Source organism: Thauera chlorobenzoica, from assembly GCF_001922305.1.
Classification (GTDB): Bacteria; Pseudomonadota; Gammaproteobacteria; order Burkholderiales; family Rhodocyclaceae; genus Thauera; species Thauera chlorobenzoica.
In genome coordinates, this window is sequence record NZ_CP018839.1 from 1,423,508 (window position 1) to 1,448,756 (window position 25,249).

Annotated in this window: 23 protein-coding genes; 16 read left to right on the forward strand and 7 right to left on the reverse strand. The window is 66.9% G+C overall.

Annotation, left to right across the window (positions count from 1 at the left end; genetic code table 11):
- The first annotated feature begins 3 nt into the window (after positions 1–3).
- Complete coding sequence (locus Tchl_RS06735; RefSeq protein ID WP_075147718.1) at positions 4–888, forward strand: DMT family transporter; 885 nt, start codon at positions 4–6, stop codon at positions 886–888.
- Between the two features lie 80 nt (positions 889–968).
- Complete coding sequence (locus Tchl_RS06740; RefSeq protein WP_075147719.1) at positions 969–1,583, forward strand: 2-hydroxychromene-2-carboxylate isomerase; 615 nt, start codon at positions 969–971, stop codon at positions 1,581–1,583.
- A 57-nt stretch (positions 1,584–1,640) separates the two neighbouring features.
- Here the strand turns inward: Tchl_RS06740 and Tchl_RS06745 are convergent, their stop codons facing one another.
- Positions 1,641–2,333: a hypothetical protein gene (locus Tchl_RS06745; RefSeq protein ID WP_075147720.1), complete on the reverse strand. Its 693-nt coding sequence runs from the start codon at positions 2,331–2,333 to the stop codon at positions 1,641–1,643.
- A 252-nt stretch (positions 2,334–2,585) separates the two neighbouring features.
- Here Tchl_RS06745 and Tchl_RS06750 point away from each other — a divergent pair, with 252 nt between their 5' ends.
- The 10 genes from Tchl_RS06750 to Tchl_RS06795 all read left to right on the forward strand — a co-directional run bounded on the left by Tchl_RS06750 (position 2,586) and on the right by Tchl_RS06795 (position 16,750).
- Complete coding sequence (locus tag Tchl_RS06750; protein ID WP_075147721.1) at positions 2,586–4,517, forward strand: ATP-binding cassette domain-containing protein; 1,932 nt, start codon at positions 2,586–2,588, stop codon at positions 4,515–4,517.
- A 212-nt stretch (positions 4,518–4,729) separates the two neighbouring features.
- Complete coding sequence (locus Tchl_RS06755) at positions 4,730–6,871, forward strand: TonB-dependent receptor plug domain-containing protein (RefSeq protein ID WP_075147722.1); 2,142 nt, start codon at positions 4,730–4,732, stop codon at positions 6,869–6,871.
- 38 nt (positions 6,872–6,909) lie between these two features.
- Positions 6,910–7,695, forward strand: a complete 786-nt coding sequence (locus Tchl_RS06760; protein ID WP_146060734.1) for a PepSY domain-containing protein — start codon at positions 6,910–6,912, stop codon at positions 7,693–7,695.
- On the forward strand, positions 7,692–8,798 hold the full coding sequence (locus Tchl_RS06765; protein WP_075147724.1) for a 2Fe-2S iron-sulfur cluster-binding protein: 1,107 nt from the start codon (positions 7,692–7,694) through the stop codon (positions 8,796–8,798). The genes Tchl_RS06760 and Tchl_RS06765 overlap by 4 nt, the downstream gene beginning before the upstream one ends.
- 150 nt (positions 8,799–8,948) lie before the next feature.
- Complete coding sequence (locus tag Tchl_RS06770) at positions 8,949–9,557, forward strand: sigma-70 family RNA polymerase sigma factor (RefSeq protein WP_232311680.1); 609 nt, start codon at positions 8,949–8,951, stop codon at positions 9,555–9,557.
- Between the two features lie 176 nt (positions 9,558–9,733).
- On the forward strand, positions 9,734–11,512 hold the full coding sequence (locus Tchl_RS06775) for an ATP-binding protein (RefSeq protein ID WP_075147725.1): 1,779 nt from the start codon (positions 9,734–9,736) through the stop codon (positions 11,510–11,512).
- A gap of 1 nt (position 11,513) precedes the next feature.
- Positions 11,514–12,902 (forward strand): sigma-54-dependent transcriptional regulator, encoded by a 1,389-nt coding sequence (locus Tchl_RS06780; protein ID WP_075147726.1) that lies wholly within the window; start codon positions 11,514–11,516, stop codon positions 12,900–12,902.
- A gap of 131 nt (positions 12,903–13,033) precedes the next feature.
- Positions 13,034–14,353 carry an ethylbenzene dehydrogenase-related protein gene (locus tag Tchl_RS06785; RefSeq protein WP_075147727.1) on the forward strand — a complete coding sequence of 440 codons (1,320 nt, stop codon included), beginning with the start codon at positions 13,034–13,036 and terminating at the stop codon, positions 14,351–14,353.
- A gap of 58 nt (positions 14,354–14,411) precedes the next feature.
- Positions 14,412–14,741 carry a c-type cytochrome gene (locus tag Tchl_RS06790; RefSeq protein WP_075147728.1) on the forward strand — a complete coding sequence of 110 codons (330 nt, stop codon included), beginning with the start codon at positions 14,412–14,414 and terminating at the stop codon, positions 14,739–14,741.
- A 101-nt stretch (positions 14,742–14,842) separates the two neighbouring features.
- On the forward strand, positions 14,843–16,750 hold the full coding sequence (locus tag Tchl_RS06795) for a cytochrome b/b6 domain-containing protein (RefSeq protein WP_232311681.1): 1,908 nt from the start codon (positions 14,843–14,845) through the stop codon (positions 16,748–16,750).
- Positions 16,751–17,040: 290 nt separating this feature from the next.
- Here the strand turns inward: Tchl_RS06795 and Tchl_RS06800 are convergent, their stop codons facing one another.
- Positions 17,041–17,553, reverse strand: a complete 513-nt coding sequence (locus Tchl_RS06800; RefSeq protein ID WP_232311682.1) for an OST-HTH/LOTUS domain-containing protein — start codon at positions 17,551–17,553, stop codon at positions 17,041–17,043.
- Between the two features lie 173 nt (positions 17,554–17,726).
- Between Tchl_RS06800 and thrH the strand changes: the two genes are divergently transcribed.
- From thrH to Tchl_RS06815, 3 genes are all read left to right on the forward strand, one after another.
- Positions 17,727–18,338, forward strand: coding sequence for a bifunctional phosphoserine phosphatase/homoserine phosphotransferase ThrH (gene thrH, locus Tchl_RS06805; RefSeq protein WP_075147730.1), 612 nt, complete (start codon positions 17,727–17,729; stop codon positions 18,336–18,338).
- Between the two features lie 101 nt (positions 18,339–18,439).
- Positions 18,440–19,333, forward strand: coding sequence for a formyltetrahydrofolate deformylase (gene purU, locus Tchl_RS06810; protein WP_075147731.1), 894 nt, complete (start codon positions 18,440–18,442; stop codon positions 19,331–19,333).
- Between the two features lie 39 nt (positions 19,334–19,372).
- A complete protein-coding gene (locus Tchl_RS06815; RefSeq protein ID WP_075147732.1) occupies positions 19,373–19,720 on the forward strand; it encodes a cupin domain-containing protein in 348 nt (115 codons plus the stop codon).
- A gap of 299 nt (positions 19,721–20,019) precedes the next feature.
- Here Tchl_RS06815 and Tchl_RS06820 read toward each other — a convergent pair whose 3' ends face one another.
- The 3 genes from Tchl_RS06820 to Tchl_RS06830 all read right to left on the reverse strand — a co-directional run bounded on the left by Tchl_RS06820 (position 20,020) and on the right by Tchl_RS06830 (position 22,444).
- On the reverse strand, positions 20,020–21,246 hold the full coding sequence (locus Tchl_RS06820; protein ID WP_075149623.1) for an ammonium transporter: 1,227 nt from the start codon (positions 21,244–21,246) through the stop codon (positions 20,020–20,022).
- 121 nt (positions 21,247–21,367) lie between these two features.
- Entirely contained in the window at positions 21,368–21,706 is a 339-nt protein-coding gene (glnK, locus tag Tchl_RS06825) for a P-II family nitrogen regulator (protein WP_075147733.1), read from the reverse strand.
- 27 nt (positions 21,707–21,733) lie between these two features.
- The gene (locus Tchl_RS06830) at positions 21,734–22,444 is read right to left on the reverse strand and encodes a TorF family putative porin (protein ID WP_075147734.1); all 711 of its coding nucleotides are present in this window, start codon (positions 22,442–22,444) and stop codon (positions 21,734–21,736) included.
- A 271-nt stretch (positions 22,445–22,715) separates the two neighbouring features.
- Between Tchl_RS06830 and Tchl_RS06835 the strand changes: the two genes are divergently transcribed.
- Positions 22,716–22,973, forward strand: coding sequence for an accessory factor UbiK family protein (locus Tchl_RS06835; RefSeq protein ID WP_075147735.1), 258 nt, complete (start codon positions 22,716–22,718; stop codon positions 22,971–22,973).
- 60 nt (positions 22,974–23,033) lie between these two features.
- Here Tchl_RS06835 and Tchl_RS06840 read toward each other — a convergent pair whose 3' ends face one another.
- Both Tchl_RS06840 and Tchl_RS06845 read right to left on the reverse strand, forming a co-directional pair.
- Positions 23,034–24,344 carry an ISL3 family transposase gene (locus Tchl_RS06840; RefSeq protein WP_075147736.1) on the reverse strand — a complete coding sequence of 437 codons (1,311 nt, stop codon included), beginning with the start codon at positions 24,342–24,344 and terminating at the stop codon, positions 23,034–23,036.
- Between the two features lie 85 nt (positions 24,345–24,429).
- Positions 24,430–25,230 (reverse strand): Fic family protein, encoded by an 801-nt coding sequence (locus Tchl_RS06845; protein ID WP_075149624.1) that lies wholly within the window; start codon positions 25,228–25,230, stop codon positions 24,430–24,432.
- Between the last annotated feature and the right edge of the window lie 19 nt (positions 25,231–25,249).

Genomic DNA, 25,249 nt, shown 5'->3' on the forward strand with positions numbered 1-25,249 from the left:
GCCATGCCCAAGCACGAACTCGACCGCCTGGCGATCGGCCTGATGGTGCTGCTGTGCACGGTCTGGGGGCTGCAGCAGGTGGCGATCAAGCTCGCCAGCGCCGGCATCTCGCCGGTGTGGCAGGCCGGGGTGCGTTCGGTCGGCGCCGCTGCGATCGTGTTCGGCTGGGCGGCGCTGCGTGGCGTAAGGCTGTTCGAGCGCGACCGCACGCTGCGGCCGGGGCTGTTCGCCGGGCTGCTGTTCGCGGGCGAGTTCGCGCTGATCTTTCTCGGATTGCAATTCACTTCGGCCTCGCGCGGCGTGATCTTCCTGTACACCGCGCCCTTCTTCGTCGCCCTCGGCGCGGTCTGGCTGCTGCCGCACGAACACATGCGCCGCGCCCAGTGGGCGGGGATGGCGATGGCGTTTTCCGGCGTCATCGTGCTGTTCGGTGAGCACCTGTTCGTGCCGGCGGGCAAGGCCTGGGTGGGCGACCTGATGATCGTGGTCGCCGCGCTGCTGTGGGCGGCGACCACGCTGACGGTGAAGGCCAGCGCGCTGGCGCGGGCTTCGGCGGAGAAGACCCTGCTCTACCAGCTCGGGGTTTCGGCCCTGATCCTGCCGCCGCTGTCGCTGGTGCTGGGCGAGCCGGGGGTGTTCGCGCCGACGCCGCTGGTGTGGGCGAGCCTGCTGTTCCAGACCGTGATCGTCGCCGGTGCGTCCTACCTCGCCTGGTTCTGGCTGGTGCGGGAATATCCGGCGACGCGGCTGTCGTCGTTTTCCTTCCTGACGCCGGTGATGGGGGTGCTGGCCGGTGGCGTGCTCCTCGGCGAACCGCTGACGCCGGCGGTGTTCGTCGCGCTCGCTCTGGTCGGCGCCGGGATCTGGGTGGCGAACCGGCCGGCCTGAGCCGCGCAGCTGTTCCCGGGCGGCGCGCGCCCGGGGCCGATGCTCTATAGTGGCGGCGTTCCTGTTGTGGAGCCGTGCCCATGTCCCGTCCGGTCGTCGAGTTCTGGTTCGAGTTCGCCAGCACCTACTCCTACCTGTCCGTGATGCGCATCGAAGCGGCGGCGCAGGCCGCCGGGGTGGACATCGAATGGCGTCCCTTCCTGCTCGGCCCGGTGTTCATGGCGCTGGGCTGGAACGACTCGCCGTTCAACATCTATCCGCCCAAGGGGCGCTACATGTGGCGTGATCTCGAGCGCCTCGCCGCCAGGCACGGCCTGCCTTTCCGCCACCCCAGCCGCTTCCCGCGCAACGGCCTGCTCGCCGCGCGGCTGGCCCTGCTCGGTGCCCATGAAGGCTGGGTCGCGCCGTTCGCGCGTGCGGTGATGACGGCCAACTTCGCCGAAGACCGCGAGATCGGCGAGCCGGCGGTGATCGGGTCGATTCTCGACGGTCTCGGCCTGCCGGCCGCCGAGCTGCTCGCGCGCGCACAGAGCGACGCCAACAAGCTCGCCCTGCGCTGCCAGACCGAGCGCGCCGCCGAACTCGGCCTGTTCGGCGCCCCCAGCTTCCGCGTCGGCGACGAGCTGTTCTGGGGCAACGACCGGCTCGAGGATGCGCTGGCGTGGGCCCGGCAGGGGGGCGTGGCGCGGACCTGACGTCTGCGGCCTGGGTCCGGCGGCCGGTGTGTGCCCGCCGCTGTTACGGTGCCGGCCTTACTTCTTGCCCGCCTGTTCTTCCTCGTACCGGCGCAGACGTTCGTCGTAGCGCTCGCGGTCGCGCTCGGCCTGGGCGGCGCGCTCTGCAGCGTCTTCCTCTGCCTGGCGACGTGCGGTGGTGCGTTCGGCGTCACGCGCGGCGCGTTCGCGTTCCGTTTGGTCCTGGGCGGCGCGGCTGGCGGCTTCGCGCTCGGCGCGGATGCGCGCAGCGTCAGGGGCGGTCTCCGGGGGAGCGGTGCCGGAAGCGGAGGGCGCAGGGGCTTCCGGTGCCGGGGTTTCCGCTGTCGCCGGCGGTTGTGGCAGGTCAGGGGCTGCAGGCAGGGCCTGTGCCGGCGGGAGCTCGGCTGGCGGCGCGTCGATCGCGCGGGCGCGGGCGGCGTCGGCGGCGCGCTGGCGTTCGGCCAGATCGAGGCGGCGCGCCTCGGCTTCCAGCCCGCGCGCCCGGGTAATGGTGTCGAGGCGCTGCTTCTTCGCCAGGTCGATGCAGCGATTGACCAGGAAGCGCTCGTGGCAGGCCGCTTCTGCGGCGCGATAGGTGGCTTCGGCCTCGGCGCGCAAGGCCTTGCCTTCGGCTTCGAGTTCGGCGATGCGGGCGCGGTCGTCGCCCGGCTGGCGTGCCGTCGTCGGCTGGGCGTGGGCGGCGCCCGGCAGTGCGGTGGCGCCCGCCAGCGCGATCAACAGGGTGAGCATCGCCCCCCGGACTTTGCCCGGCAGGGGCGGTAAACCGCGGGCCGTGCCGGTTTTTTCCGTCGGGGCGGCGGGCGGCGGGCGGCGGCCTGTCGCTGAGGGCAGGGAGGCGGAAGGGGCGGGGCGGGTTGGAGTCGGCGTGTGGGAGCTGGACATGCGCGCGGTTTCCGGGTGCGATTCGGCTGGAGCGTGGAGGCTGGGGCGTAGAATAGCGCCTTTAGATGACTCCGCGGCCGCCCGGCCGCGTTTACGTTCGTGATCAGCCTTCGCAACCTGCGCCTCGCCCGTGGCGCCAAAACCCTGATCGAAGGCGCCAGCCTGCAGATCTTTCCCGGCTGGAAGGTGGGCCTGACCGGCGCCAACGGCAGCGGCAAGTCCAGCCTGTTCGCGCTGCTGCGCGACCAGCTCCATCCCGACCAGGGCGACCTCGACCTGCCGCCGGGCTGGGTGATCGCCCATGTCGCCCAGGAAACGCCCGGCCTGGCGCAGGCGGCGATCGACTACGTGCTTGACGGCGATGCCGAGCTGCGCCGCATCGAGGCCGAACTGGCCGCGGCCGAGGCGGCGCACGATGGCAGCCATATCGGTGAACTCCACGCCCGCCTGCACGAGATCGGTGGCTATGCGGCGCGCGCGCGCGCGGCGGCACTGCTCGACGGCCTCGGTTTTCTGCAGTCGGACATCGAGCGCCCGGTGGCGGACTTCTCCGGTGGCTGGCGCATGCGCCTGAACCTGGCGCAGGCGCTGATGTGCCGCTCCGACCTGCTGCTGCTCGACGAGCCCACCAACCACCTCGACCTCGACGCGGTGATCTGGCTCGAGGCCTGGCTGCGCGACTACCGCGGCACCCTGCTGCTGATCTCGCACGACCGCGAGTTCCTCGACGCCTGCGTCAGCCACATCGCCCATATCGAGCAGCAAAAGCTCACCCTCTACAGCGGCGGCTACTCCGACTTCGAGCGCCAGCGCGGCGAACGCCTGCTGCAGCAGCAGTCCCTCTACGACAAGCAGCAGCGCGAGATCGCGCACATGGAAGACTACATCCGCCGCTTCCGCGCCAAGGCCACCAAGGCGCGCCAGGCGCAGAGCCGGATCAAGGCGCTCGAGCGGATGGAGCGCATCGCCGCGGCGCACGTGGACACGCCCTTCAGCTTCGCCTTCCGCGACGCGCCGCCGGCGCCCGATCCGCTGCTGCAGATCGAGGACGGCGTGGTCGGCTACGGCGGCAAGATGGTGCTCGAGCGCATCACCCTGACCCTGCGCCCGGGCGAGCGCGTCGGCCTGCTCGGGCGCAACGGCGCGGGCAAGTCGACCCTGATCAAGCTCCTCGCCGACGAACTGCAACTTGCCGCCGGCCGCCGCCTGGAAGGCAAGGGCCTGGCCACCGGCTACTTCGCCCAGCACCAGCTCGAAACCCTGCGCCCGGACGAGTCCGCGCTGCAGCACATGGTCCGCCTCGACCCGCAGACGCGCGAGCAGGAGCTGCGCGACTACCTCGGTGGCTTCGACTTCCGCGGCGACGGCGTGGGCGGGACTTCGACGCCGGCGACCACGCCCTGCGGGCCGTTCTCGGGCGGGGAGAAATCACGCCTGGCGCTGGCGCTGCTGATCTGGCGGCGCCCCAACCTGCTGCTGCTCGACGAGCCGACCAACCACCTCGACCTCGAGATGCGCCACGCGCTGACGATGGCGCTGCAGGACTACGAAGGCGCGATGGTGCTGGTCTCCCACGACCGCGCGCTGCTGCGTGCGACCTGCGACCGCTTCCTGCTCGTCGACGGCGGCTGCATCCAGCCCTTCGATGGCGATCTCGACGACTACCGCGACTGGCTCGCCACCCGCCGCGCCGAAATCACCGCGGCCGCCGGCTGTCCCGACCAGGCCGCGGACAAGGCCGCGCGCAAGGCCGACCGCGCCCAGGTTGCCGCCGAGCGCCAGGCGCGCCTGGTGGCGCGCCGCCCGCTGGTCAAGGAGGTCGAGCAGATCGACAAGCGCCTCGCGGCGTGGAACAAGGAGAAGGCCGAACTCGACGCGAGGCTCGCCGATCCCGCGCTGTACACCGGCGCGCAGGCCAGCGAAGTCCCCGCGCTCCACAAGCGCCAGGCCGAGCTCACCGCGCGCATCGAGGACGCCGAGCTGCGCTGGCTCGAACTGCACGAGGCGCTGGAGGCGATTCCGGCGGAGTGAGGGCGGCAGCGGGTGACGGGAAACATGCCTTTTGCTGGAGGCGGCTTTACCTGGGATGGTATTGAGAGTGATAATGAGAAGTTGTCGTAAATAAGCGGACGATCTCTCCCTCGCGGCCCGCTTTTCGACCCGCTTCCCCATTCCCAGCCAGCCAGCGCGCCCATCGAGGGCCTCGCGCAAGCCAGCCAGCAACTGCCCTGAGTACTGGTTTCATGCGAGTTCTTTCGTGGTCTCTCGTCGCGCTGTCGCTCGGCAGCGCATCCTCGGCGGTCGTCGCCGAAGCGGGCGATGCGTCGCCCAAGCGCCTCGGCGACGTCGTCGTCGTCGATCAGCACGATGCCCAGGCCGAGCGCCGCACGGCTGCGGTGCAGAAGATCGTCATTTCCGAAACCGAAGTCGAGCGCTACGGCGACGCCACCGTCGGCGACGTGCTGCGGCGCCTGCCAGGGATGAGCTTCACCGGCCCGGCGGGCGTGACCAAGGACATCCGCATCCGCGGTCTGGACAAGGGCTACACCCAGTTCCTGATCAACGGCGAGCCGGTGCCGGCGGCGAAGAAGGAGCGCCAGATCCAGGTCGACCGTCTGCCGGCGGACATGATCGAGCGCATCGAGATCATCCGTAGCCCGGGCGCCCTGTATGACGCTGGCGGCATCGGTGGCACCGTCAACATCGTGCTCAAGAGCCGTGCCGACGGGCTCACCCGGCTGCGCGCGGCGGCCGGTCGCAACGGCGATCTGGACGTCGGCGACGTCGTCGCGCAATGGTCGCGCCGCCTCGGCAATCTCGACATCCTGCTCGCCGCCTCGCACACCGTGGGCGCGGAAGACATCGAGGAAGACAAGCGCAGCTTCGGGGCCGACGGCGCGCTGAAGTCGGCCGAGAGCAAGGCGCGGCCGGTGAAGAAGGACGAGACCCTGCTCGCGCCGCGCCTGGTCTGGCATCTGGGCGAGGACAAGCTCACGCTCGAGCCCTTCGCCTCCAACGGCAGCGAGCGCAAGGACGAGCCGACCACCAGCTTCGGCGCCAACGGTGCGGTGAGCAAGCGCACGCAGAAGGACGAGGACAAGTCGGACGACGTGCATCGGCTCGCCGGCCGCTACGACGGCCGCGCCGCCTGGGGTGAGTGGTTCGTCAAGGCCGGCCGGCAGCAGGCGCGCGAGCAGAAGGATGCCGAGACGCGCGAATTCGACGCCGCCGGCGCGCTGAAGAAGACCATCCTCGAGGACGAGGAGCTGCGCGAGCGCGGGGTCTATGCCGGCGCCGGCCTCAGCTTTGCCGCGAGCGCGGCGCACCGCGTGTCGGCCGGGATCGAGTGGCGCGACGGCGACTACCGCAACCGCAAGGCCAAGACCGAGAACGGCGCCGACAAGAGCGAGGCGAAGGACCGCTTCGACATCGACGAGCAGCGCCAGATCGCCTACCTGCAGGACGAATGGCAGCTCGCCGCGGCGCATGGCCTGACCGCCGGCGTGCGCGTCGAGCGCATCGAGCGCGACGCCGCCGGTGCCGAGGGTTTTGCGCGCGCGAGCGATTTCGTCGGCACCATGCCTTCGCTGCACTATCGCTGGGCGCTGCGCGACGACCTCAACCTGCGTGCGAGCGTGGCGAAGACGGTGAAGCTGCCCAAGTTCGACGAGCTCAACCCCTTCCTCAAGCTCGACAAGGGTGTGCTCAAGGGCGGCAACCCCGAGCTCGATCCGGAGCAGGCGCTCGGTTACGAGCTCGGCCTCGAGCGCTTCTTCGCTGCCGGTCGCGGTGTCGTCGGCCTCAATTTCTACCTGCGCGAGGTCGACGACTTCATCCAGAAGGAGACCCGGCTCGAGGGCGCCGCGCTGGTCGAGCGCCCCTTCAACGTCGGCGAGGCCCGCTTCTGGGGCGCTGAGCTCGACTGGCGCGTGCCCCTGCTGCGGCGCGGTGCGCACGAGCTGAGCCTGAGCGGCAACCATACCGAGATGCGCGGCGAGGTCCGCATCGACGGCGTCGCTGGCCGCAGTGAAGTCAAGGACATGCCGCCGCGCATGACCAACCTCGGCCTCGACTGGTTGCACCGGCCGAGCAGGTGGTCGGCCGGCTTCAGCGTGAACTACCAGCCGCGCTTCACCTCCGACGGCGTCAATTCGGACGGTGTGCGCGAGGTGAAGCGACGCGAGGCGGCCACGCTGCTCGATCTCTACGTCGGCAAGGTGATCAGTCCGCTCGCCGAACTGCGCCTGATCGCGAAGAACGTGCTCGCCATCGACAAGGAGGAGCGCACGCTCAAGTACAACGCCGGCGGCGCTTTCAGCGGCGATGAGTGGAAGCGCGAGCGCTCCGCGCCGATGGTCATGGTGACGCTGGAGAGCCGGTTCTGAGCGCGGGTGTGAAAGAAGCCTCCGTCGGAGAAAAGAACATGAGATCGATCCTGGACAGTCGCCAATGGCATCTCTGGGTGAGCCTGGTGCTCGCCCTGCCGATCCTCGTCGTCGCCGTCACTGCGGTGTTCATCGCCCACGACAAGGTGCTCGGCCTGAAGGACATCCCGGTCGCGGCGCAATGGCTCCCCGGCTACCGCGTCGAGGCGCGCAAGAATGAGCTCGAGCCACGCGCGAGCCTGGTTTCCACCGCCGGCGAGCAGTTCGTCGGCACCAACGGCGGCCTCTACCGGCTGGAGGGGGGGCGATTGGCGATGGTGGACGGCTTTGCCGGCGTGCCGGTGCGGGCGCTCGCCGAGGCCCCCTGGGGCATCGTCGTCGCCGCGCGCAACGGCGTCTGGGTCGGGCGCGCCGGCGCGTGGCGGCGCAGCCACGGCGGCGACGCCTGGAACGCCAGCCTGCGTGCCGACGGCGGGGTGACGGTGGCGCTCAAGGAGCACGGCCTGCTGCTCAGCGCCGACGGCGAGCGCTGGCGACCCGACCCGCAGCTGATGCCGGTGCTGGCCGCCGCCGCGGCGGAAGGCGGCGCGGAGCCGATCACCCTCGGCAAGCTGGTGCTGGACCTGCACACCGGCAAGGCCTTCTTCGGCAAGGCGTGGGAGTGGATCTGGATCGACCTCGTCGGTGCGGCGATGGCGCTGCTGGCGCTGACCGGCGTGTACATGTGGTGGCGCGGCGAGCGGCGCAAGGCCGCGCTGCAGCGCGCCGCGACCGCCGGAGCGTGCGGCGGCGACGGTGTGCGCATCGACTCGCCGTCGGCGTGAGCCTCGCCCTCGCCACGCTGCTCGTCGCCGCTGCGGCAAGCCTGCTGTTCATCGGTGTACTGCTGGGCGATGGCGTGCGCGTGCTGCGCACCCGCCTGCGGCAACGGTCCGCCGACCGGCCGATCGAGCTGCGCGTCGCCGCCCGCGAGGAGGTCGCCGGCACGTTGCTGCGCCTGAGCCTGCGGCGTGCGTGGGGGCGGCGCCTGCCGTCCTTCGCTGCCGGCCAGTACCTGACCCTGATCGCGCCGGCCGGGCCAGACTGCCGCGAGCTGCGCCGGGCCTATTCGCTCGCCGCCTGGCAGCCCGGCCGCCCGCGCCACTACGAGCTCGGCATCAAGCGCGAGGCGCATGGGGCGCTGAGCCGCTGGGCATGGGCGCAGTTGCAGCCCGGAGCGCGCATCCGTGTGCTGCCGCCGCGCGGCGGCTTCGTCCTCGATGCCGGTGCGGGCGAGCTCGTCCTCGTCGGCGGTGGGATCGGCATCACCCCGCTGCGGGCGATGCTCCATGCCGCCCTGGCGCGGCGGTCCGGCCCGGCCCGGATCGTCCTCTTTCATGCCGCGCGCCGGGCTGAGGAACTGCTCTATCGCGACGAATTCATGCGCCTGGCGGCGGCCGACGACCGCCTCCACTACGTCGCCGTGGTGTCGCGGCCGGATGCGGCCTGGAAGGGGGTGCGCGGCCGTCTCGACGCCACCCGCCTGCTGGCGGGGGTGCGTGCGCCGGGCCGCGCTGACTTCTATCTGTGCGCCGGTGTGGCACTGATGGAGACTTTGCGCGAGGGGTTGACGGCAGCCGGAGTGGAACCCGGGCGCATTCATTGGGAAGCCTTCGGCGTCGCGGCAAGCGCGGGGGGCGCCGGCCAGCGGGTGAGCGTCGGCGAGGCAGCGGCGTTCGAGACTGCCGGTGAGCCCACGCTGCTTGCCGCCCTCGAGGCCCATGGTCGGGCACCGCCCACCGAGTGTCGTGCCGGCAGTTGCGGGCTGTGCCGGATGCGGCTGACCGCCGGGCAAGTGGAGTGGTTGCTGCCGGCGGGTTGCGTGCTGCCGGCCGATGAAATCCTGCCGTGCATCTGCCGCCCGGTCGGCGATGTCTCGCTGGTGTAGCCGCAGCGCCGGACTGCGCGCAACCCGTTGGACCTGAGAGTTTGTGCGGAGCCGGTCGCGAGCGCTCCGCACGTCCGGGCCCTCACGGGCTCATTTGTTGCGCGGATCTTCGGCCGGATTCCGGTAGCTGATTCCCCACGGCCCCATCCCGTGAATCTGCAGCTCGGCTTCCTCGTCGCCGGTGTAGGCATACATCGGCATCCCCGGGGGGATCACGGTGATGCCGCCGGCGGGGTAGGCGCGGGCCTTGGCCGCGTCGAAGACCTCGCCGCCGACTCGATCGTCAAGGCCTGGTCCTGCTTCGGCCAACTCGCCGACCGCGCCTGTTTCGAGAAATGGATTCTGCGCATCCTCGCCAACACCTTCATCAGCGGCTGGCGTCATGCCCGCGAGGAGGCGGCCGGCGATCTGGCGGAAGACGACGGGGCGGCCTTCTCGTCGTGCGAGTGCCTGCACCAGCCTGTCCTGCTGTGGTGGAGTACTCCCGAGCAGGAGTTGATCAACAAGCTCCTGCGCGAGGATCTGGAACGCGCGCTGGGGCGCTTGCCCGACTGCTACCGGACCATCGAGATGCTGGTCGATGTGGAAGGGTATTCCTACGCCGAAGCCGCGGCATTGCTCTGCGTGCCGGTGGGAACGGTGCGTTCGCGCCTGAGCCGGGCACGCTCTGCGCTGCAGCGCGCACTGTGGCGGCAGGCCCGAAGCGCTGGCCTGGTGGCAGCAGGTCACGCCGGGACGAAGGGCGGTGAGCGAGCCTGAGCGATCTCAAAGTCGGGCGAGAGTCTCCCCTGTACCATCGAAAGGCCATGGGCTAACGTCGAGCGTTTCTCGAAGGACAGCCTTTCCCATTTCAGATCACGACCTCGGTCTGTCTGTTGGTAAGTTGGTAAGCACTGCCCGGAACGCCTTGAACGACACCTTGCACAAGGACAGGCATGACGACCGTCTCACCCCTTGAACACCCGAAACGCATCAAAACCAAGTTCATCGCACCCTACGCGCTGGTGCTCCTGATAGTCCTCTATGTCTTCGTGGCTGCCTTCTACGCGGTCGAGATGCGCGTGCGCGACCGCGACCTGAGCGAGCGCTCCGCGGCGGTGTCGCAACTTTTCGAACAGAAGCTCGCCAAGGACACCAACCTGATGATGGCGACTACGCGCGCCCTGATGACCAACGCTGCGATGGAGTCGGCCTTCGAGCGCGGTGACCGCGAGGAGGTCGCCCGCCTGGGCGATGGCCTGTTCTCGACCCTGCAGGCCGAGCACCGCATCACCCATCTCTATCTCGTGCGACCCGACCTGGCGACCCTCTACCGCTTCCACAGCCCCGGGCAGTCGGGCGACAGGATCGAGCGGGCCACGATGCTGAAGGCGCACGACAGCCAGGGCCCGGTGCGCGGCCTCGACCTCGGCGTGATGGGAACACTGACCCTGCGCCTGGTGCTGCCCTGGAAGCGCGACGGCGTGCTGGTCGGCTACGTCGAGATCGGCAAGGAGATCGAGCACCTGATCGACGAAATCAGCCAGAGCCTGGGCGTCGACCTGCTCGTGCTCGTCGACAAGGCACAACTCTCGCGCAGCCAGTGGGAACAGGGGCAGGCGCTGATGAAGCGCACCGGCGACTGGGAGCGCTTCGACACCCGCGTGATCATTGCGAAGACGAGCACGCACATCCCCCCAACGCTCGACCACACCAAGCTCGCCGCCTTGCTGGCGGGTGATACGACGGAGATCCAGGATCAAGGCCGCACGCTGCACCTTGCACCGGTTCCGTTCAGGGACACCGAGGGGCGCGAGCTGGGTGAGCTGGTGGTGCTGCGCGACATCACCGCGCTGGAGGAGATGTTCCAGCTCTCGATTGGCGTCGCCATCGGCGTCAGCCTGCTCGTGGGGCTGGGCCTCCTCGCCGTGCTGTACGCCGCGCTCGACCGCGTCGAACGCGACTACCGCCGACAGCACGAGCTCGAACATCAGCTGCTGCGCCTGGATACCGAGCACCAGCGCATCCTGCAGCTTGAGAAACTGTCGGCACTGGGCACGATGGTTGGCAGCATTTCCCATCAGCTGAACAATCCGCTCGTCGGCGTCGTCAATCTGGCCCAGTTCGCCGAGCGCGACGTGGACGCGCCGGCACATCTGCGCGAACTGCTTCACGACATCCGCGTCGCGGGCGAAGACTGCCGCGACTTCGTCAAGCGGATGCTGGCCTTCTCGCGGGTATCCGGCTTCGAGCGCAAGCCGACCGACATGGCGAGCCTGATCGAGGACACGGTGCTCCTGTTTCGCCAGGCCGTTAAAGAGCATCCGGCGGTGGAGATGGACCTGCCCACGACCCCGGTCAACCTTTCGGTCGATCCGGTACTGATCCGGCACGCGCTCTTCAACCTGCTCATGAACGCCAGCCAGCACTCGAGCGCGGACGACACCCCGATCACAATCTCGCTGACACCGCATACCGACGCCACACGCGGCGTGCCGGGTTGGTCGCTCACCGTCACCGACCACGGCCGGGGCATGACGCCCGAGGTCCTGGCACAGATATTCGCGCCCTTCTTCACCACGCGCACCGATGGAACCGGCCTTGGCCTGCCGGTCGTGCAGCACGTCGCCCTGCTGCACGGTGGCCAGGTGACCGCCAGCAGCGAGCCCGGCAATGGCACGCGAATTGCTTTGTGGTTGCCAGACTCGCCTTCGAACGCTGCCTCAGCAGGCTGACATGCCCCCCAAGATACTTATCGTCGATGACGACCGGCACACCCGTGTCTTTCTCGAACGGCTCCTCGCCAAAACCGCCGAATTGAGTCTCGCCGTCGACGCGCGCGAGGCCCGACAGCGATTCGCGGCGACGGATTTCAACCTGGTGCTGATGGATCAGTGCCTGCCCGACGCCAACGGCATCGACCTGCTGCGCGAGCTGCGCCGGCAGCGCCCGCGCCTGGTCGCGATCCTGATGACCGGCTTTGCCGACGTACGCGACGCGGTCGCCGCGGTCCGCGACGGCGTCTTCGACTATCAGACCAAGCCCTTCGAGGACATAGACGCCCTCGAGGCGGTCATCGGCAAGGCGTTGGAGCTCGATCAGGCCTACAGGGACATCGACACCTTGCGTGCGCAGCTCAACACCGGAACTCACCTGCCGGTCATCGTCGGCCAGTCACCCGCGATGGCGTACGCTCAAGCTCAGCTGCAGCGCGTCGCCGGCATCGACATCACGGTGCTGCTCGAAGGCGAGAGCGGCACCGGCAAGGACCTCGCGGCGAAATTGATCCATGGTCTCAGCGCGCGTTCGGGACAGCCCTACCTTGAGGTCAACTGCGGCGGCCTCCCCGAGACGCTCCTCGAGAGCCTGCTGTTCGGCTTCGAGAAAGGCGCCTTCACCGGCGCCGGGCAGGCCACCGCCGGCTACTTTGAAAAGGCGCACGGCGGCACACTCTTCCTCGACGAAATCGCCGACATGAGCCCCAAGCTGCAGAGCAGTCTGCTGCGCGTGCTGCAGGACAACTCCTACACGCGGATCGGCAGTGCTCAGACGCGAAAGGCGGACTTTCGCCTGGTCTGCGCCACGAACCGCCCGCTGCAGGCAGAGGTCAAAGCGGGCCGCTTCCGCGAGGACCTGTACTACCGCATCGCAGTGGTGACCATCGTGATGCCGCCCCTGCGCGAACGTTCCGGGGACATCCTGCCGCTGGCGATGCACTTTCTCGAGGCCTTCAACGCCAAGTTCGGACGCCACTGCGGGCCCTTTACCCCGGCGGCAGTCGAGGCGCTCGAACACCACCCGTGGGAAGGCAACGTCCGCCAGTTGCAGCACTGCATCGAGCGTACCGTCGCACTGCATGGCGACGGCCCGATCGACGACATACATCTCTTTTCAGAAGGTTTCGACGCCCCGAGGGCCGGCCTCGAGCTCGGCCCCGGGCCGGCGGAGTCCTCCCAGGCTGCGCTGGGCTATCAGGACGCGCGGGCGTCGTTCGAGCGCGACTACATGGTCCGCCTGCTCGAAGCGGCACACGGCAACGTTTCGGAAGCGGCCCGCCTGTCCGGCATCCCCCGACAGAATCTCTACGTACGCATGAAGCGCTGGGGGATTGTCACCGAACGGTGACGACTGTCACTGCAAAATGACAGCCCCAGGCCGATCGATAGCCCCGAACCGCCGTAGGCACGGCCCGAAACCGTGGCATGAACCTTGCGTGATGCCAGCCACCTGACAACAACCACGTAGGGGCCATTGTTATGAAAAAGAACGCCGTGTTTCTTGGTATCGCCGCACTCGCGGTGGCATACCCCTCGCTGTCCGCAGCGCAAGCGCTCGTGGACTGGACGCAGGTCCCCGCGACCAAGGTCGCGCTGTTCTATCCCGGCCAGTCCTCCTACCAGTGGTTGCGCAGCGAGGCCCATGCGGGTGCCGCCAATGAGACCGCGCGCGGCGATGCCTGCACCTCCTGCCACGACGATCCCAAGGAAGAGCAGCGCCAGGGCGCCAAGATCCTGCGCGGCAATCATCCGCTCGAACCGCATGCCGAAGTCCTGAAGGGCAAGAACGGCCACATCGACATGACGGTGCAGGCGGCCTACGACGACAAGAACGCCTACCTGCGCTTCCAGTACAAGACGAATAACCCGAACCACCCGGGCAACGACTATCCGGGCTACCGCTTCGACGGCAAGGAATGGAAAGCCTACGGCGGCATGCGCCTCAACAAGAACGTGCTGGCCGGCAAGACCGGGATCGTCTATGAGAACCGCCTGAACATCATGCTCGACGATGGCAAGGTGCCCGGTTTCGCCCAGCAGGGCTGCTGGCTGACCTGCCACGACGGCGAGCGCGACATGCAGAAGGAGCCGACAAAGGCGGAGGTCGAGGCGAATGCCCTGATGCAGGCGATCAAGAAATCCGACGTGCGCAAGTTTATTCCAGGCACCCGCACCGATCCGATGGACTGGTCGACGGGCAAGTCGCTCGAAGAGATAGCGAAAATGAAGGCCAATGGCGAGTTCCTCGAACTGATGCAGTGGCGTTCCCATCGCAGCGACAAGGTCGGCGGCGCGGATGATGGCTTCGTGCTTGAGTATCGCAACTTCGATGCCGGCAAGAACCACTTCAGCTCGAACCTGGACGGCAAGACCAAGCTGCCGAAGTTCATGTTCGATCCGGCCAAGTTCGGTGACAAGGCGTTCGCCGCGAGCGACTACGGCGGCAAGAAGGAGCTGATCCTGATCCAGGGCGTCAATGCCGTGCCCTTCGATCCGAACGCAGGCTGGAAGGAAGGTGACATCCTGCCGCAGTACGTCCTGAGCGCCGCGGATGCGACGGGCTCGGCCGCCGACAACAAAGCCATTTCCGAATGGAAGGATGGCGTGCAGACGGTGGTGTTCATCCGTCCGCTCGGCCTGACCAGCGCGGACGACAAGACTCTCAAGCCGGGCGGCGTCTACAACGTCGGTTTTGCCATCCACGACGACAACATGACCGGGCGCGGCCATCACGTGTCTTACGCCAAGACGCTGGGCATCGGCACCAAGGCCGACATCACGGCCGTCAAGCTGAACTGACTCCCACCCCGCCGGCCGTCCGCGGGCGGCCGGTTTCTTACCGCATCAGGGGCAAAAAATGAACATCCGAACCCTTATCGTGTCCGCCGCCATCGGTAGCCTGTGTCTCTCCGCGTCCGCCTTCGCCCAGGTGGATGCAGAAGAGGTCTTCAAGGAAAACGATTGCCATAAATGCCATCACGCCACAAAAGCGAAAAAGGGCCCTTCGCTCGAGAAGATCGCAGCGCGCTTCAAGACCGAGAACCTCGGCACCGACGAAGCCATCAAGCACATGACGAGTGGCGGCAAGGTCAAGCTGACGGACGGCACCGAGGAAGACCACAAGATCATCGACTCCAAGGACCCTCAGGTCCTGAACGCCGTCGCCAAGTGGATGCTGGATCGCTGATTACCTGAAAAGAGTCAAAACACATCATGCTTAGCCCGGGACTCCGATGGCAGTTGGTGGCAGGCTTGGCCTGCCTTTTTTTCGGTGCGCTTGGCGGGGAGGTGCTTGCTGCAGACACCGGCTCGCTCGACAACGCGAGTTGTCTCGGGTGTCACGAAAAGTCCAAGCCGCCGATCGAACTCGCCGACGCGGATGGCGAGGCGCGGACGCTGCGCCCCGTCGACCCGCATCGCTTTGACGCGGGCATACATGCCGGGTTGCAGTGCGTTGCCTGTCACACGGAGATCACCGACAGCCAGGCCAGGCACCAGAAGAAAACGGGCGCCGAGCGCCCGACCTGCATCGGCTGCCACGAAACGCTGTGGAAGGACGCGCAAGCCGGCGGGGCGGCGGCACAGAAGCCCCGTCTCGGCGTCGTCGTTCAGAACATCGAAGCCTACAAGAACTCGTTCCATGCCCGCCCCAGCGAGGACGAGCCGGGGCGGCCGATGGCGGCCTGCGAGGACTGCCACACCAGCCACGACTTCAACGTGCCGGCCGACGTGTCGCAGCGGCGCAGTGACTGGCATGCGACGGTTCCGGAGACCTGCGGCGGCGCCTGCCACGAGGACCAGCTCGAGTCCTACGCCGAATCCGCACATGGCCAAAAGGTCCTCGACGAGGGCGACACGAAGGGCGCCGTGTGCGCCGACTGTCACAGCGCGCATTCCGTCCTGAACACGTCGTCGGAAAAGTTCAAGCTCGCGGCCGTCAATACCTGCGGCGGCTGCCACGACGGCAAGCTCGCGAGCTACGCGGACACCTATCACGGCCAGGTCAATCGCCTCGGCTACGCCCACACGGCAAAGTGCGCGGACTGTCACGGCAGTCACCGCATCCTCGGCGTGGCCCACCCGAAATCGATGGTTCATCCGAACAACCGGATGAAGACCTGCATGCAGTGTCACAGCGACAAGAAGCCCGGCATGCGCGACGCGACACCCGGGTTTGCATCGTTTGCCCCGCACGCCACCACGAACGACTTCGCCAAGTACCCGCAGATGTACGTCGCGTCCAAGTTCATGATCGGCCTGCTGATATTCGTGTTCGCCTTCTTCTGGGCCCATTCCGGCCTGTGGTACTACCGCGAGTGGAAGGACCGGAAACAGGGCAAGACCATTCCGCATATCGATCTTGCCGCGCTGGGAATCGACCCGAGGAAGCACTTCCGCCGCTTCACGTGGGGCTGGCGCGTTGCGCACCTGCTGTTCGCGCTCGCCACGATGACGCTCGTGCTTACCGGCTCGACTGCGCTGTTCGCCGAGAGCCCGTGGGCGCCCAAGGTGGCGGACATGGTGGGCGGGCCGAAGATACTCGCACTGGTTCACCGCGTTGCCGCATCGCTCTTCATCACCATCTTCCTGATCCACTTCATCTATGTGATGCAGAAACTGCTGCGCGACCGCAGCTTCCGCTGGTTCGGGCCGGACTCGCTGCTGCCCAACTGGAAGGACTTCGCCGACTGCTGGGGCATGTTCAAGTGGTTCTTCGGGAAGGGACCGCGCCCCGAGTTCGAGCGCTGGGCCTATTATGAGAAGTTCGACTACTGGGCGGTGTTCTGGGGTGTGAACGTGATCGGCTGGAGTGGCCTGATGCTGGCCTTCCCGCACATCACCGCCAATTACCTGCCGGGCTGGGTGTTCAACGTGGCAACGCTGGTGCACGGTGAAGAGGCCTTCCTGGCCGCGGTGTTCCTGTTCACCGTGCATTTCTTCAACAATCACTTCAGACCCGACAAGCTGCCGCCGCCGGACGTGGTGATGTTTACCGGCACGCAGTCGCTCGATGAGTTCCGCCACGACCACCCCGCGCACTTCAAGCGCATGGTCGCCGCCGGCGAGATTCAGAAATACCTGATCGACCGGCCCTCGCGCCCCTTCCACATCGGCTCGGTGGTGCTCGGGCTGGTCCTGATCGGCATCGGGCTCGGACTGCTTCTGTTGGTTGGAGTCGGGTTCTTCACCGGCTGATACTTGAGCCCTCCATGCCGCGCACGCGATGCGCGGCATCGAGGACTTGGGAAAGCGCCCATGCAAAGGCCTGCTCCAGTCTGCCGACAGGAAGCGCCGAACCCCGCTGATAGCGGCGCGTTCTCCAGGCTGAGCTGGGAGAGCGCCCGGCCGACAAGATTGGCTGACCAGGAGTCGGTGGGCCGTGAAACCCGAACGTCCGTTGACAGCTTGTTCCCGATGCTCAGTCAGAAAAATCGACTGGCCGCTCCTGGCCGAATGTGTGAGTTCGCACTGAACGCCCCCAGCCCCTACCGCTTCTTCCTCGCCCGAATGTAAAGCACCTTACTCGTCCCACCCGGCGCGATCCGCTCCTCGGTCAAAAACAGGTCATCCCGCCCCCGCACCAGATCGGACAGCTTCTTGAAACCGTGAAGCCGCGAATCCAAATCCGGCTGGATCTTCTGCAGGTAGCTGCCGAACGTGCCGAGGTGAGCCCATCCGGAATCGTCAGCCGATCTGTCGGCCGCCTCCATCAGAAAGTCGGTCGGAAAAGCCGGGCGCGCCATCGTGGCTGCAGGCGCGACCGCCGCCTCGGACGCCTCGACCGCAGGCGACAATCCGTTCGCCTGCACAATGGCTTCAGCCGCAGCAGCCGGCTTGCGCAGCACTTCGGTGAAGGTGCGGCGACGGCTCGGGCCGCGCGCCTCGAAACGGCGGATCAGCACCTCGTGCATGCGCAGCCACTGGCTGAACACCACTACCTTCTCGTCGGAGGCGGCGAACAGTTCGTTGAGCAGGGCGGCAAGCTCGTCCGCCTTCACGATCTCGGCTGCGGGGGAATCGATCGCCCACCAGCCGGCCTGTCCGGACGGCAGGGTCGATGCCCGGCGTGGAGCCCGGATCGTTTGCCGCCCGGAGGGAGCGGCGGCGAGCGCGTTCGCCGGCGGTGGTAGAATCGCCGGTTGTTTCCGCCACTCACCGCAAAGGCCCTACCGTGCAGATCGTCTGTCTCGACCTCGAAGGCGTGCTCGTCCCCGAAATCTGGATCGAATTCGCCGAGCGTACCGGCATTCCGGAACTGCGCCGCACCACCCGCGACGAGCCCAACTACGACACCCTGATGAAGTACCGCCTCGACATCCTGGCGCAGAAAAAGCTCGGCCTGCCCGACATCCAGGACGTGATCGCCAGCATGGGGCCGATGGAGGGCGCGCGCGCCTTTCTCGACCGCCTGCGCGAGACCTATCAGGTGGTGATCCTGTCCGACACCTTCTACGAGTTCGCCCATCCGCTGATGCGCCAGCTCGGCTGGCCGACGCTGTTCTGCCACAGCCTCGAGGCCGGCGCCGACGGCATCCTGGTGAATTACCACCTGCGCATGGCCGACCAGAAGCGCGAGGCGGTGAAGCGCTTCAAGGAGCTCAACTTCAAGGTGGTGGCCGCCGGCGACTCCTACAACGACACCGCGATGCTCGGCGAGGCCCACGGCGGGATCCTGTTCCATCCGCCGGAAAACGTCGTGCGCGAGTTCCCGCAGTTTCCGGTGGTGCGCGACTACGACGCGCTGCGCGCCGAAATCGACAAGGCCTTCGCCAAGGTCGCCTGACGCGCGTGCGCCGTGGGGCGGGTCTCCTCCCCCGCCTTCGCTGCGCTCGCCGCCCCGCGCTGGGGACCGGCCTCTCCAACCACTGCTGCCAGCACCGCACCATGCACCGCACCCGCTTCTACACCCTGTCCGCCTCCTGCCCCGACCGCGTCGGCATCGTCGCCCGCGTTTCCGGCTTCATCGCCGGGCACGGCGGCTGGATCCTCGAGACCGCGCTTCATGCCGAACCGGCGCGCGCGGACGGTGCGGCGGGCGGCGGCGAAGCCGTCGGGCGCTACTTCATGCGCATCGAGATCCGCGCCGACTCGCTGCCCTTCCACCTCGCCGAGTTCCGCGAGCGCTTCCGCCCGCTCGCCGACGAGTTGGAAATGGAATGGAAGATCACCGATTCGGCGGTCAAGAAGCGTGTTGTCCTCCTCGTCAGCAAGCAGGAGCACTGCCTCTACGACCTGCTCGCGCGCTGGCAGTCGAAGGAGCTCGACATCGAGATCCCGTGCGTGATCTCCAACCACGACAGCTTGCGCGGCTTCGTCGAGTGGCACGGCATTCCCTTCCACCACGTGCCGGTCGGCGCCGACAACAAGGCCGCCGCCTACGCCGAAGTGCAGCGCATCTTCGAGGAAGTGCGCGGCGACACCATGGTGCTGGCGCGCTACATGCAGGTCCTGTCGCCCGCGCTGTGCGCCGCCTATCCGGGGCGCATCCTCAACATCCACCACAGCTTCCTGCCCAGCTTCGTCGGCGCCAAACCCTACCACCAGGCCTGGGCGAAGGGCGTCAAGCTGATCGGCGCCACCTGCCACTACGTCACCGCCGAGCTCGACCAGGGGCCGATCATCGAGCAGGACGTGATCCGCATCGACCACTCGGACGCGGTCGAAGACATGGTCCGCTACGGCAAGGACATCGAAAAGACCGTCCTCGCCCGCGGCCTGCGCTACCACCTCGAAGACCGCGTGCTGGTGCATGGCAACAAGACGATCGTGTTCCGCTGAGCACGGCCGGGGCAGCGCATCGGGCGGGAGGAGGGCCCGATGACCGCCCCGGCTCCGCCCGCCCGCGGCAACCTCTTCGCCGGGCCCCCTGGCGCGGGCGATGAAGAGTGTTTCGAAACCCTGTTCGCCACCCCCGCGGTCCGCATCGAGCGCATCGCCTCGCACGGCCACCCCAGCCCGGCGGGCTTCTGGTACGACCAGGATGATGATGAATGGGTGGTCCTGGCGGCCGGCCGCGCCGAACTCGCGTTCGCCGACGGGCGCACGCTGGCCCTGCAGGCGGGCGACTGGGTAAGCCTGCCGGCGCACTGCCGCCACCGCGTCGAATCCGTCTCCGCCGATGCCGTCTGGCTGGCGGTGCATTGCGGTTCTCCGGACGGAGTGTGACGGGTTCAGGGCATCAGTCCGGACGGCACCTTGAAGATTTTCGGCTCGAAGTCTTAATCCCTTTGAACCTAAAAACAGCAGTTGCGCCGCTAATAATCCGCTCATCCTTCGACGGGCCTGCCCAGAGGGGTATGCGGACGGCACGACGCTCGAGCAGGACGAGCGCCAGAACGTCACCTTCGTCGGCCTCTCGCTGCGCTACCGCTGGCGCTGAGGCCCCGAGCCGACCGGCTTCAACGGCAGGGACCGGGACGGTAGTGCACGCTTTGCCACGGGCGGCGTGCGCTACCGGCACAGGCTCAGGGACGGTAGGCCGATTCGCCGTGGGCGGTGATGTCCAGCCCTTCGCGTTCTTCGTCTTCCGGCACGCGCAGGCCGACGAGGAGGTCCGCGATCTTGTAGGCGACGAAGGCGACCACCGCCGACCACACGACGGTGACGATCACGCTCCAGGTCTGGATCCACACCTGGCTGGCGATCGAGAAGTCCTCGCCGCCGGTGCCGCCCAGGCCAGGGGCGGTGAATACCCCGGTGAGGATGGCGCCGAGGATGCCGCCCACGCCATGCACGCCGAACACGTCGAGGGCGTCGTCGGCGCCGAGCATGCGCTTCAGGCCGTTGACCCCCCACAGGCAGACGAAGCCCGACAGCAGGCCGATGACGACGGCGCCGATCGGGCCCACCGAGCCGCAGGCCGGAGTGATCGCCACCAGGCCGGCGACCGCGCCCGAGGCCGCGCCCAGCATCGACGGCTTGCCCTTGAACAGGGCCTCGCCGATCGACCACGCCAGCACCGCGGCGGCGGTGGCGGCGAGGGTGTTGATGAAGGCCAGTGCGGCACCCGCGGTGGCTTCGAGGTTGGAGCCGGCGTTGAAGCCGAACCAGCCCACCCACAGCAGCGAGGCGCCGACCATGGTCAGGGTCAGGCTGTGCGGCGCCATCGATTCGCGGCCGAAGCCGATCCGCCTGCCCACCAGGTAGGCGCCCACCAGGCCGGCGATGCCGGCGTTGATGTGCACCACGGTGCCGCCGGCGAAGTCGAGCGCGCCGTCCTCGAGCAGGTAGCCGCCCGGCCCCCACACCATGTGGCAGATCGGCAGGTAGCACAGGGTGAACCAGATCACCGAGAAGATCAGCACCGCGGAGAACTTCATCCGCTCGGCGAAGGCGCCGACGATCAGCGCCCCGGTGATGCCGGCGAAGGTGGCCTGGAAGGCGATGAAGGCGAACTCGGGCAGCTTCACCTCATCGGTGAACGTGTCGGCCAGCGAATCGATGCCGACCCCGGACAGGAACAGCTTGTCGATCGAGCCGATCAGCGCGTTGCCCTCGGTGAATGCCAGGCTGTAGCCGTAGAACAGCCACAGCACCGCGTTCAGCGAAAACACCACGGTGACCTGCATCAGCACCGACAGCATGTTCTTCGAGCGCACCATGCCGCCGTAGAACAGCGCCAGGCCGGGCAGGGCCATCATCAGCACGAGCAGGGTGGCGGTCATGATCCAGGCGACGTCGCCCTTGTGCACCGCAGCGGTGGCTTCGGCGGCGACGGCCGCCGCCTCCTGGGCGAAGGCGCTGCCGGCGAGCCCGGCGGCGAGCGCGGCCGGCAGCAGCGTGAACAGTTTCTTCTTCATGGTGGGGCCTCCCTTACAGCGCGTCCGGGCCGGTCTCGCCGGTGCGGATGCGGATCGCCTGCTCGAGCTCGAAGACGAAGATCTTGCCGTCGCCGATCTTGCCGGTGGCGGCGGATTTCTCGATCGCCTCGATCGCCTGTTCGAGGATGTCGTCGGTGACGGCGGCCTCGATCTTGACCTTGGGCAGGAAGTCGACGACGTACTCGGCGCCGCGATAGAGCTCGGTGTGCCCCTTCTGGCGGCCGAAGCCCTTGACTTCGGTGACGGTGATGCCCTGCACGCCGATGGCCGACAGGGCTTCGCGCACTTCGTCGAGCTTGAACGGCTTGATGATGGCGGCGATGAATTTCATGGCTGTTCTCCAGTGCGTTCGGGCGGATCAGAAGGACTTGGCGATCGAGAAGACGACGCGCTCCTCGGCCCCGTCCACGCCGTTGAGGTCGGTGTCGACGTAGTGCAGGCCGAAGTCGAAGCCGCCGTACTCCTTGTTTACCCCGACCTTCCAGTCGGTATAGTTGTCCTGGCCGCGGATGTCGCTGTAGCCGGCGTGGGCGGTGAGGATGAAGCCGCTGCCCAGGTCGTGTTCGGCGCCGAGCTCGTAGTACTGCGAGCCGTCGGAGTCGGTGTAGCCGAACAGGTCGGTGAGGCTGTGGGAATACTTGAAGCTCAGGAACTCCCACGACAGCCCGAGGTAGGCCTCCAGGGTGTGCGGCTTTTCCGCGCCGGCGCGGTAGAGCGGACCGTAGCTGCCCGGGTAGTAGTACTGCAGCAGGCCGACGTCGTAGCCGATGGCGCCGGCCTCGCCGGCGTAGCCGGCGTAGAGGTCCACTTCCAGGCTGTTGCTGACGTCGTCGGCGGCGTCCGCCAGCCAGGACACGTTCGACCCCCACACTCCGGCATAAAGGCCGCTGGCATGGGCGTAGTCGAAGCCGCCCTGCAGCGCTGGGCGCTCGTCGGTCTGGCTGATGCCGCGGAAAGCGTAGTCGGAGACGATCGCGATGTTGGCGCTGAACGGGCCGTCTTCGGCGGAAGCGGAGCCGGCGACGGGAAGGGCGGCGACGAGGGCGGCAGCGACAAGAGGTAAGCGCATGGGGGTCTCCTGAGAAGGGCGCGGGGTTTTCACGCCAGCTCCTAAGCAGATCGCGTGCCAGGATTTCAAAAGCCTTGCATCGTCAAGGGAATAGGGCGGCCAGAAGGGGGCTGAAGGGGGCGCGGCCAGGGGAGGGGTGAGCGGAATGCACGGATTTGGCTCGGGTTGCACCAATGTGGTGCGTGCGATTCTGCCCACCGCCCCGCTTCCGGCGGGCGGCGGCGGCCGTGCTAGACTTCGCCGCATCGCCAACCATTCATCGCACGCCACCATGAGCACTCCCCGCATCCTCGACGAAATCGGCGCCAAGCTTTCCGAGCTCGCCGCCAACAGCCCGGTGCGCGACATCGAGAAGAACGCCCGTGCCCTGCTCGGCAGCGCCTTCGGCAAGCTCGATCTGGTGACGCGCGAAGAGTTCGAAGTGCAGCGCGAAGTCCTCGCCCAGGCGCGGGTCAAGCTCGCCGAGCTGGAGGCGCGCGTCGCCGAACTCGAGGCCCGGCTGGCCGCTGGCGGCGCGGACAAGGGCTGAAGCCGCCCCGGCCGACTTTCCCGGGAATTGGGGTATCCGATTTCCGTGATTGAAACGGGTTCAAAGCTCTCCGTTTTCGATCATGCGGATCAGTGTTGGTATATCCGCACCGTAGTTCTTCTCCGCGGCTAGCCCGTACATCACGACGGGCTCCTGTTCTGCGGGCCGTCTTTTCTTGCGCTCGAACTTTGGCCGCGACAGCGTGTGCTTGTGCGCGCCCTCCGCGAACAGAATCTTGGCTCGCAGTGCTTCAAAGCTGTAGCCCCGACCCAACCGATTCATGACGCGAATCAGGCTGTTGAAGCTCTCGGTGTAGGCGTTGGTGACGGGGTGGTTGAAGTAGTTGAGGATCGGCATTGTCCAGTTGCCCCACGCCCGCTCGATGTCGGCGAAGGCGTCGGCAATCTCGGACGGAATGCTTTTCTGCCACTGGATGAACTTGGCCTGCGCCTCGTCGGGAGATTCGGCATCGTAGATACCGAAGAACTGTTCCTTGAGCCGGTAGGCTTCACCAAGTTCGGGGTGGTTCTTCACCCAGCCGTCAAGGTTCAGCCGTTCCTTGTCGTTCAGATCGCGTTCGCGCTTGAGCAGGACAAAACGGTCGTGCATCAGCCCGCGCCGCTGCTTCGGTGTCAGGGACTCGCGCAGACTCTTTCTGACGCGCTCCATCGCATCATTCGCCATGCGAACAACGTGAAATTTGTCCACCACGATCTCGGCTTGCGGGATCACTGCCCGCACGGCATCCCGATAGGGCGTCCACATATCCATTGCGACGTACTGGATACGCTCCTTGCCTTCTAAGGGGTGCAGGAATCGCACCACGGTATCCTTGTTCCGGTTCGGCAGTAACTCGACGATGGTGTTGTTCTGAATGTCGGCAATCACGCCACGGGGCTTGATGAGGGGGATTTCGGCGATGCCCATCCACTTCGGTGTCTCGAAGCGAATCATCTTTTCCAGCTCGTCCACGTGGTCGCTGAACACCGCCCGGACGGTGAACTCCGTGCAGCCCACTTCTTCGGCGATGCTTGCGAAAGTGCGCTGGATGGCCTGCTTGCCCATCCACTGCGCAAGCCGCTTGGTCATCAAGCGTTTCTCGTCGATCTCAGGTAACGCCTCGTAGAACGTCTTGCCACAGCCCCGGCACTGATAGCGTCGGGTGTCGATGTAGAGGCCGACCCGTCGTCCTTGCATGGGCAGGTCTTTGACCATCTGCTCTCGGCGACCGAAGCCAACGAGGTTGCTGGATTGGCAGTGCGGGCACGATGTTGGCGGCTCTACCGCTTCAACATCGATGTGGTAATCGTGCTCGTTCTCCTGGATACCCAGAACCTTGTAGCAGGGCAGATTCAGGATGTTTGAGGGCATGAATCATGGCTCCGCCGAACGGGAGCCAGACACGGCCCGATCTTCTGCCGTGCCGGAGTCGATCTCATGGCAGTCCATTGCATGATTACGGCTCCATTCGGTCATCGTGGGCACGATCTTTTTCTGGCGGCGGCAGGATCGCCTCAGCATCCGGATGGCACCCGGCGAGGAATGCGATCATCTCGGTGGCGTCCTTCGAGAGATAGAAGCGCACCATCTTTTCATTGAATTCCTGCACCTTGGCGGCGGGCACGCTGATCGCGTCAATGCCATGCGACATGAGCACGCCATTCATCATGAAACGCGAAGTACGCTTGTTGCCGTCGAAGAAAAACTGCTGCAAGGCGCCGAACAGGAAGAAAGCCGTTGCCCGCTCAAAAGGCGCGCACTCTTGCAGTGCGGCTACGCCTTTATCAAACACCCGATTTAGTTCCGGTGCGCCGGGTAGCGTCGGCAACGGGGTGTAGCGGCCACTTTCACCAAGGCCAACATCCGGCGTGTAGTTCGCCTCCTGACCTTCGCCACGGAACACCCCCCACTCCAATGCTTCCTTGCGGGCGACGATGCCGTTCAGTTCTGTGAATACCGGCTTGGAGAGGGAGAACTGACTACTCTTGACCATCGCCAGCAGCCGCTTGGAACTCTCCGCCAGGTTCAGGATTTGCTCCTGATCCGAAATCTTGCGACCGCCAATGGTCACGCCATCCAGCAAGGTCTTGACCTCGGGGAAAGTGAAGGGGTTGCCTTCAAGCACCGAGGCATCCCAAACGAACTCGGGCAGCATCTTGTGAAAGCGGAAACAGACGCGATCCGTCGAGTGAGACGGAGCGGAGGTCGGCACCGCCGATCTGTCCCATCGAAAACCAAGCGCATCAAAGAGGGTCATGTCGCCGCACTCCATCAAT

What these genes read in the sequence shown, in the direction of transcription:
- Tchl_RS06845 (WP_075149624.1), bottom strand. Translation starts at nt 25,230, where the DNA reads ATGACCCTCTTTGATGCGCTTGGTTTTCGATGGGACAGATCGGCGGTG.
- Tchl_RS06815 (WP_075147732.1), top strand. Translation starts at nt 19,373, where the DNA reads ATGACCGCCCCGGCTCCGCCCGCCCGCGGCAACCTCTTCGCCGGGCCC.
- Tchl_RS06840 (WP_075147736.1), bottom strand. Translation starts at nt 24,344, where the DNA reads ATGCCCTCAAACATCCTGAATCTGCCCTGCTACAAGGTTCTGGGTATC.
- purU (WP_075147731.1), top strand. Translation starts at nt 18,440, where the DNA reads ATGCACCGCACCCGCTTCTACACCCTGTCCGCCTCCTGCCCCGACCGC.
- Tchl_RS06835 (WP_075147735.1), top strand. Translation starts at nt 22,716, where the DNA reads ATGAGCACTCCCCGCATCCTCGACGAAATCGGCGCCAAGCTTTCCGAG.
- glnK (WP_075147733.1), bottom strand. Translation starts at nt 21,706, where the DNA reads ATGAAATTCATCGCCGCCATCATCAAGCCGTTCAAGCTCGACGAAGTG.
- Tchl_RS06735 (WP_075147718.1), top strand. Translation starts at nt 4, where the DNA reads ATGCCCAAGCACGAACTCGACCGCCTGGCGATCGGCCTGATGGTGCTG.
- Tchl_RS06780 (WP_075147726.1), top strand. Translation starts at nt 11,514, where the DNA reads ATGCCCCCCAAGATACTTATCGTCGATGACGACCGGCACACCCGTGTC.
- Tchl_RS06790 (WP_075147728.1), top strand. Translation starts at nt 14,412, where the DNA reads ATGAACATCCGAACCCTTATCGTGTCCGCCGCCATCGGTAGCCTGTGT.
- Tchl_RS06785 (WP_075147727.1), top strand. Translation starts at nt 13,034, where the DNA reads ATGAAAAAGAACGCCGTGTTTCTTGGTATCGCCGCACTCGCGGTGGCA.
- Tchl_RS06740 (WP_075147719.1), top strand. Translation starts at nt 969, where the DNA reads ATGTCCCGTCCGGTCGTCGAGTTCTGGTTCGAGTTCGCCAGCACCTAC.
- Tchl_RS06745 (WP_075147720.1), bottom strand. Translation starts at nt 2,333, where the DNA reads ATGCTCACCCTGTTGATCGCGCTGGCGGGCGCCACCGCACTGCCGGGC.
- Tchl_RS06775 (WP_075147725.1), top strand. Translation starts at nt 9,734, where the DNA reads ATGACGACCGTCTCACCCCTTGAACACCCGAAACGCATCAAAACCAAG.
- Tchl_RS06830 (WP_075147734.1), bottom strand. Translation starts at nt 22,444, where the DNA reads ATGCGCTTACCTCTTGTCGCTGCCGCCCTCGTCGCCGCCCTTCCCGTC.
- Tchl_RS06755 (WP_075147722.1), top strand. Translation starts at nt 4,730, where the DNA reads ATGCGAGTTCTTTCGTGGTCTCTCGTCGCGCTGTCGCTCGGCAGCGCA.
- Tchl_RS06760 (WP_146060734.1), top strand. Translation starts at nt 6,910, where the DNA reads ATGAGATCGATCCTGGACAGTCGCCAATGGCATCTCTGGGTGAGCCTG.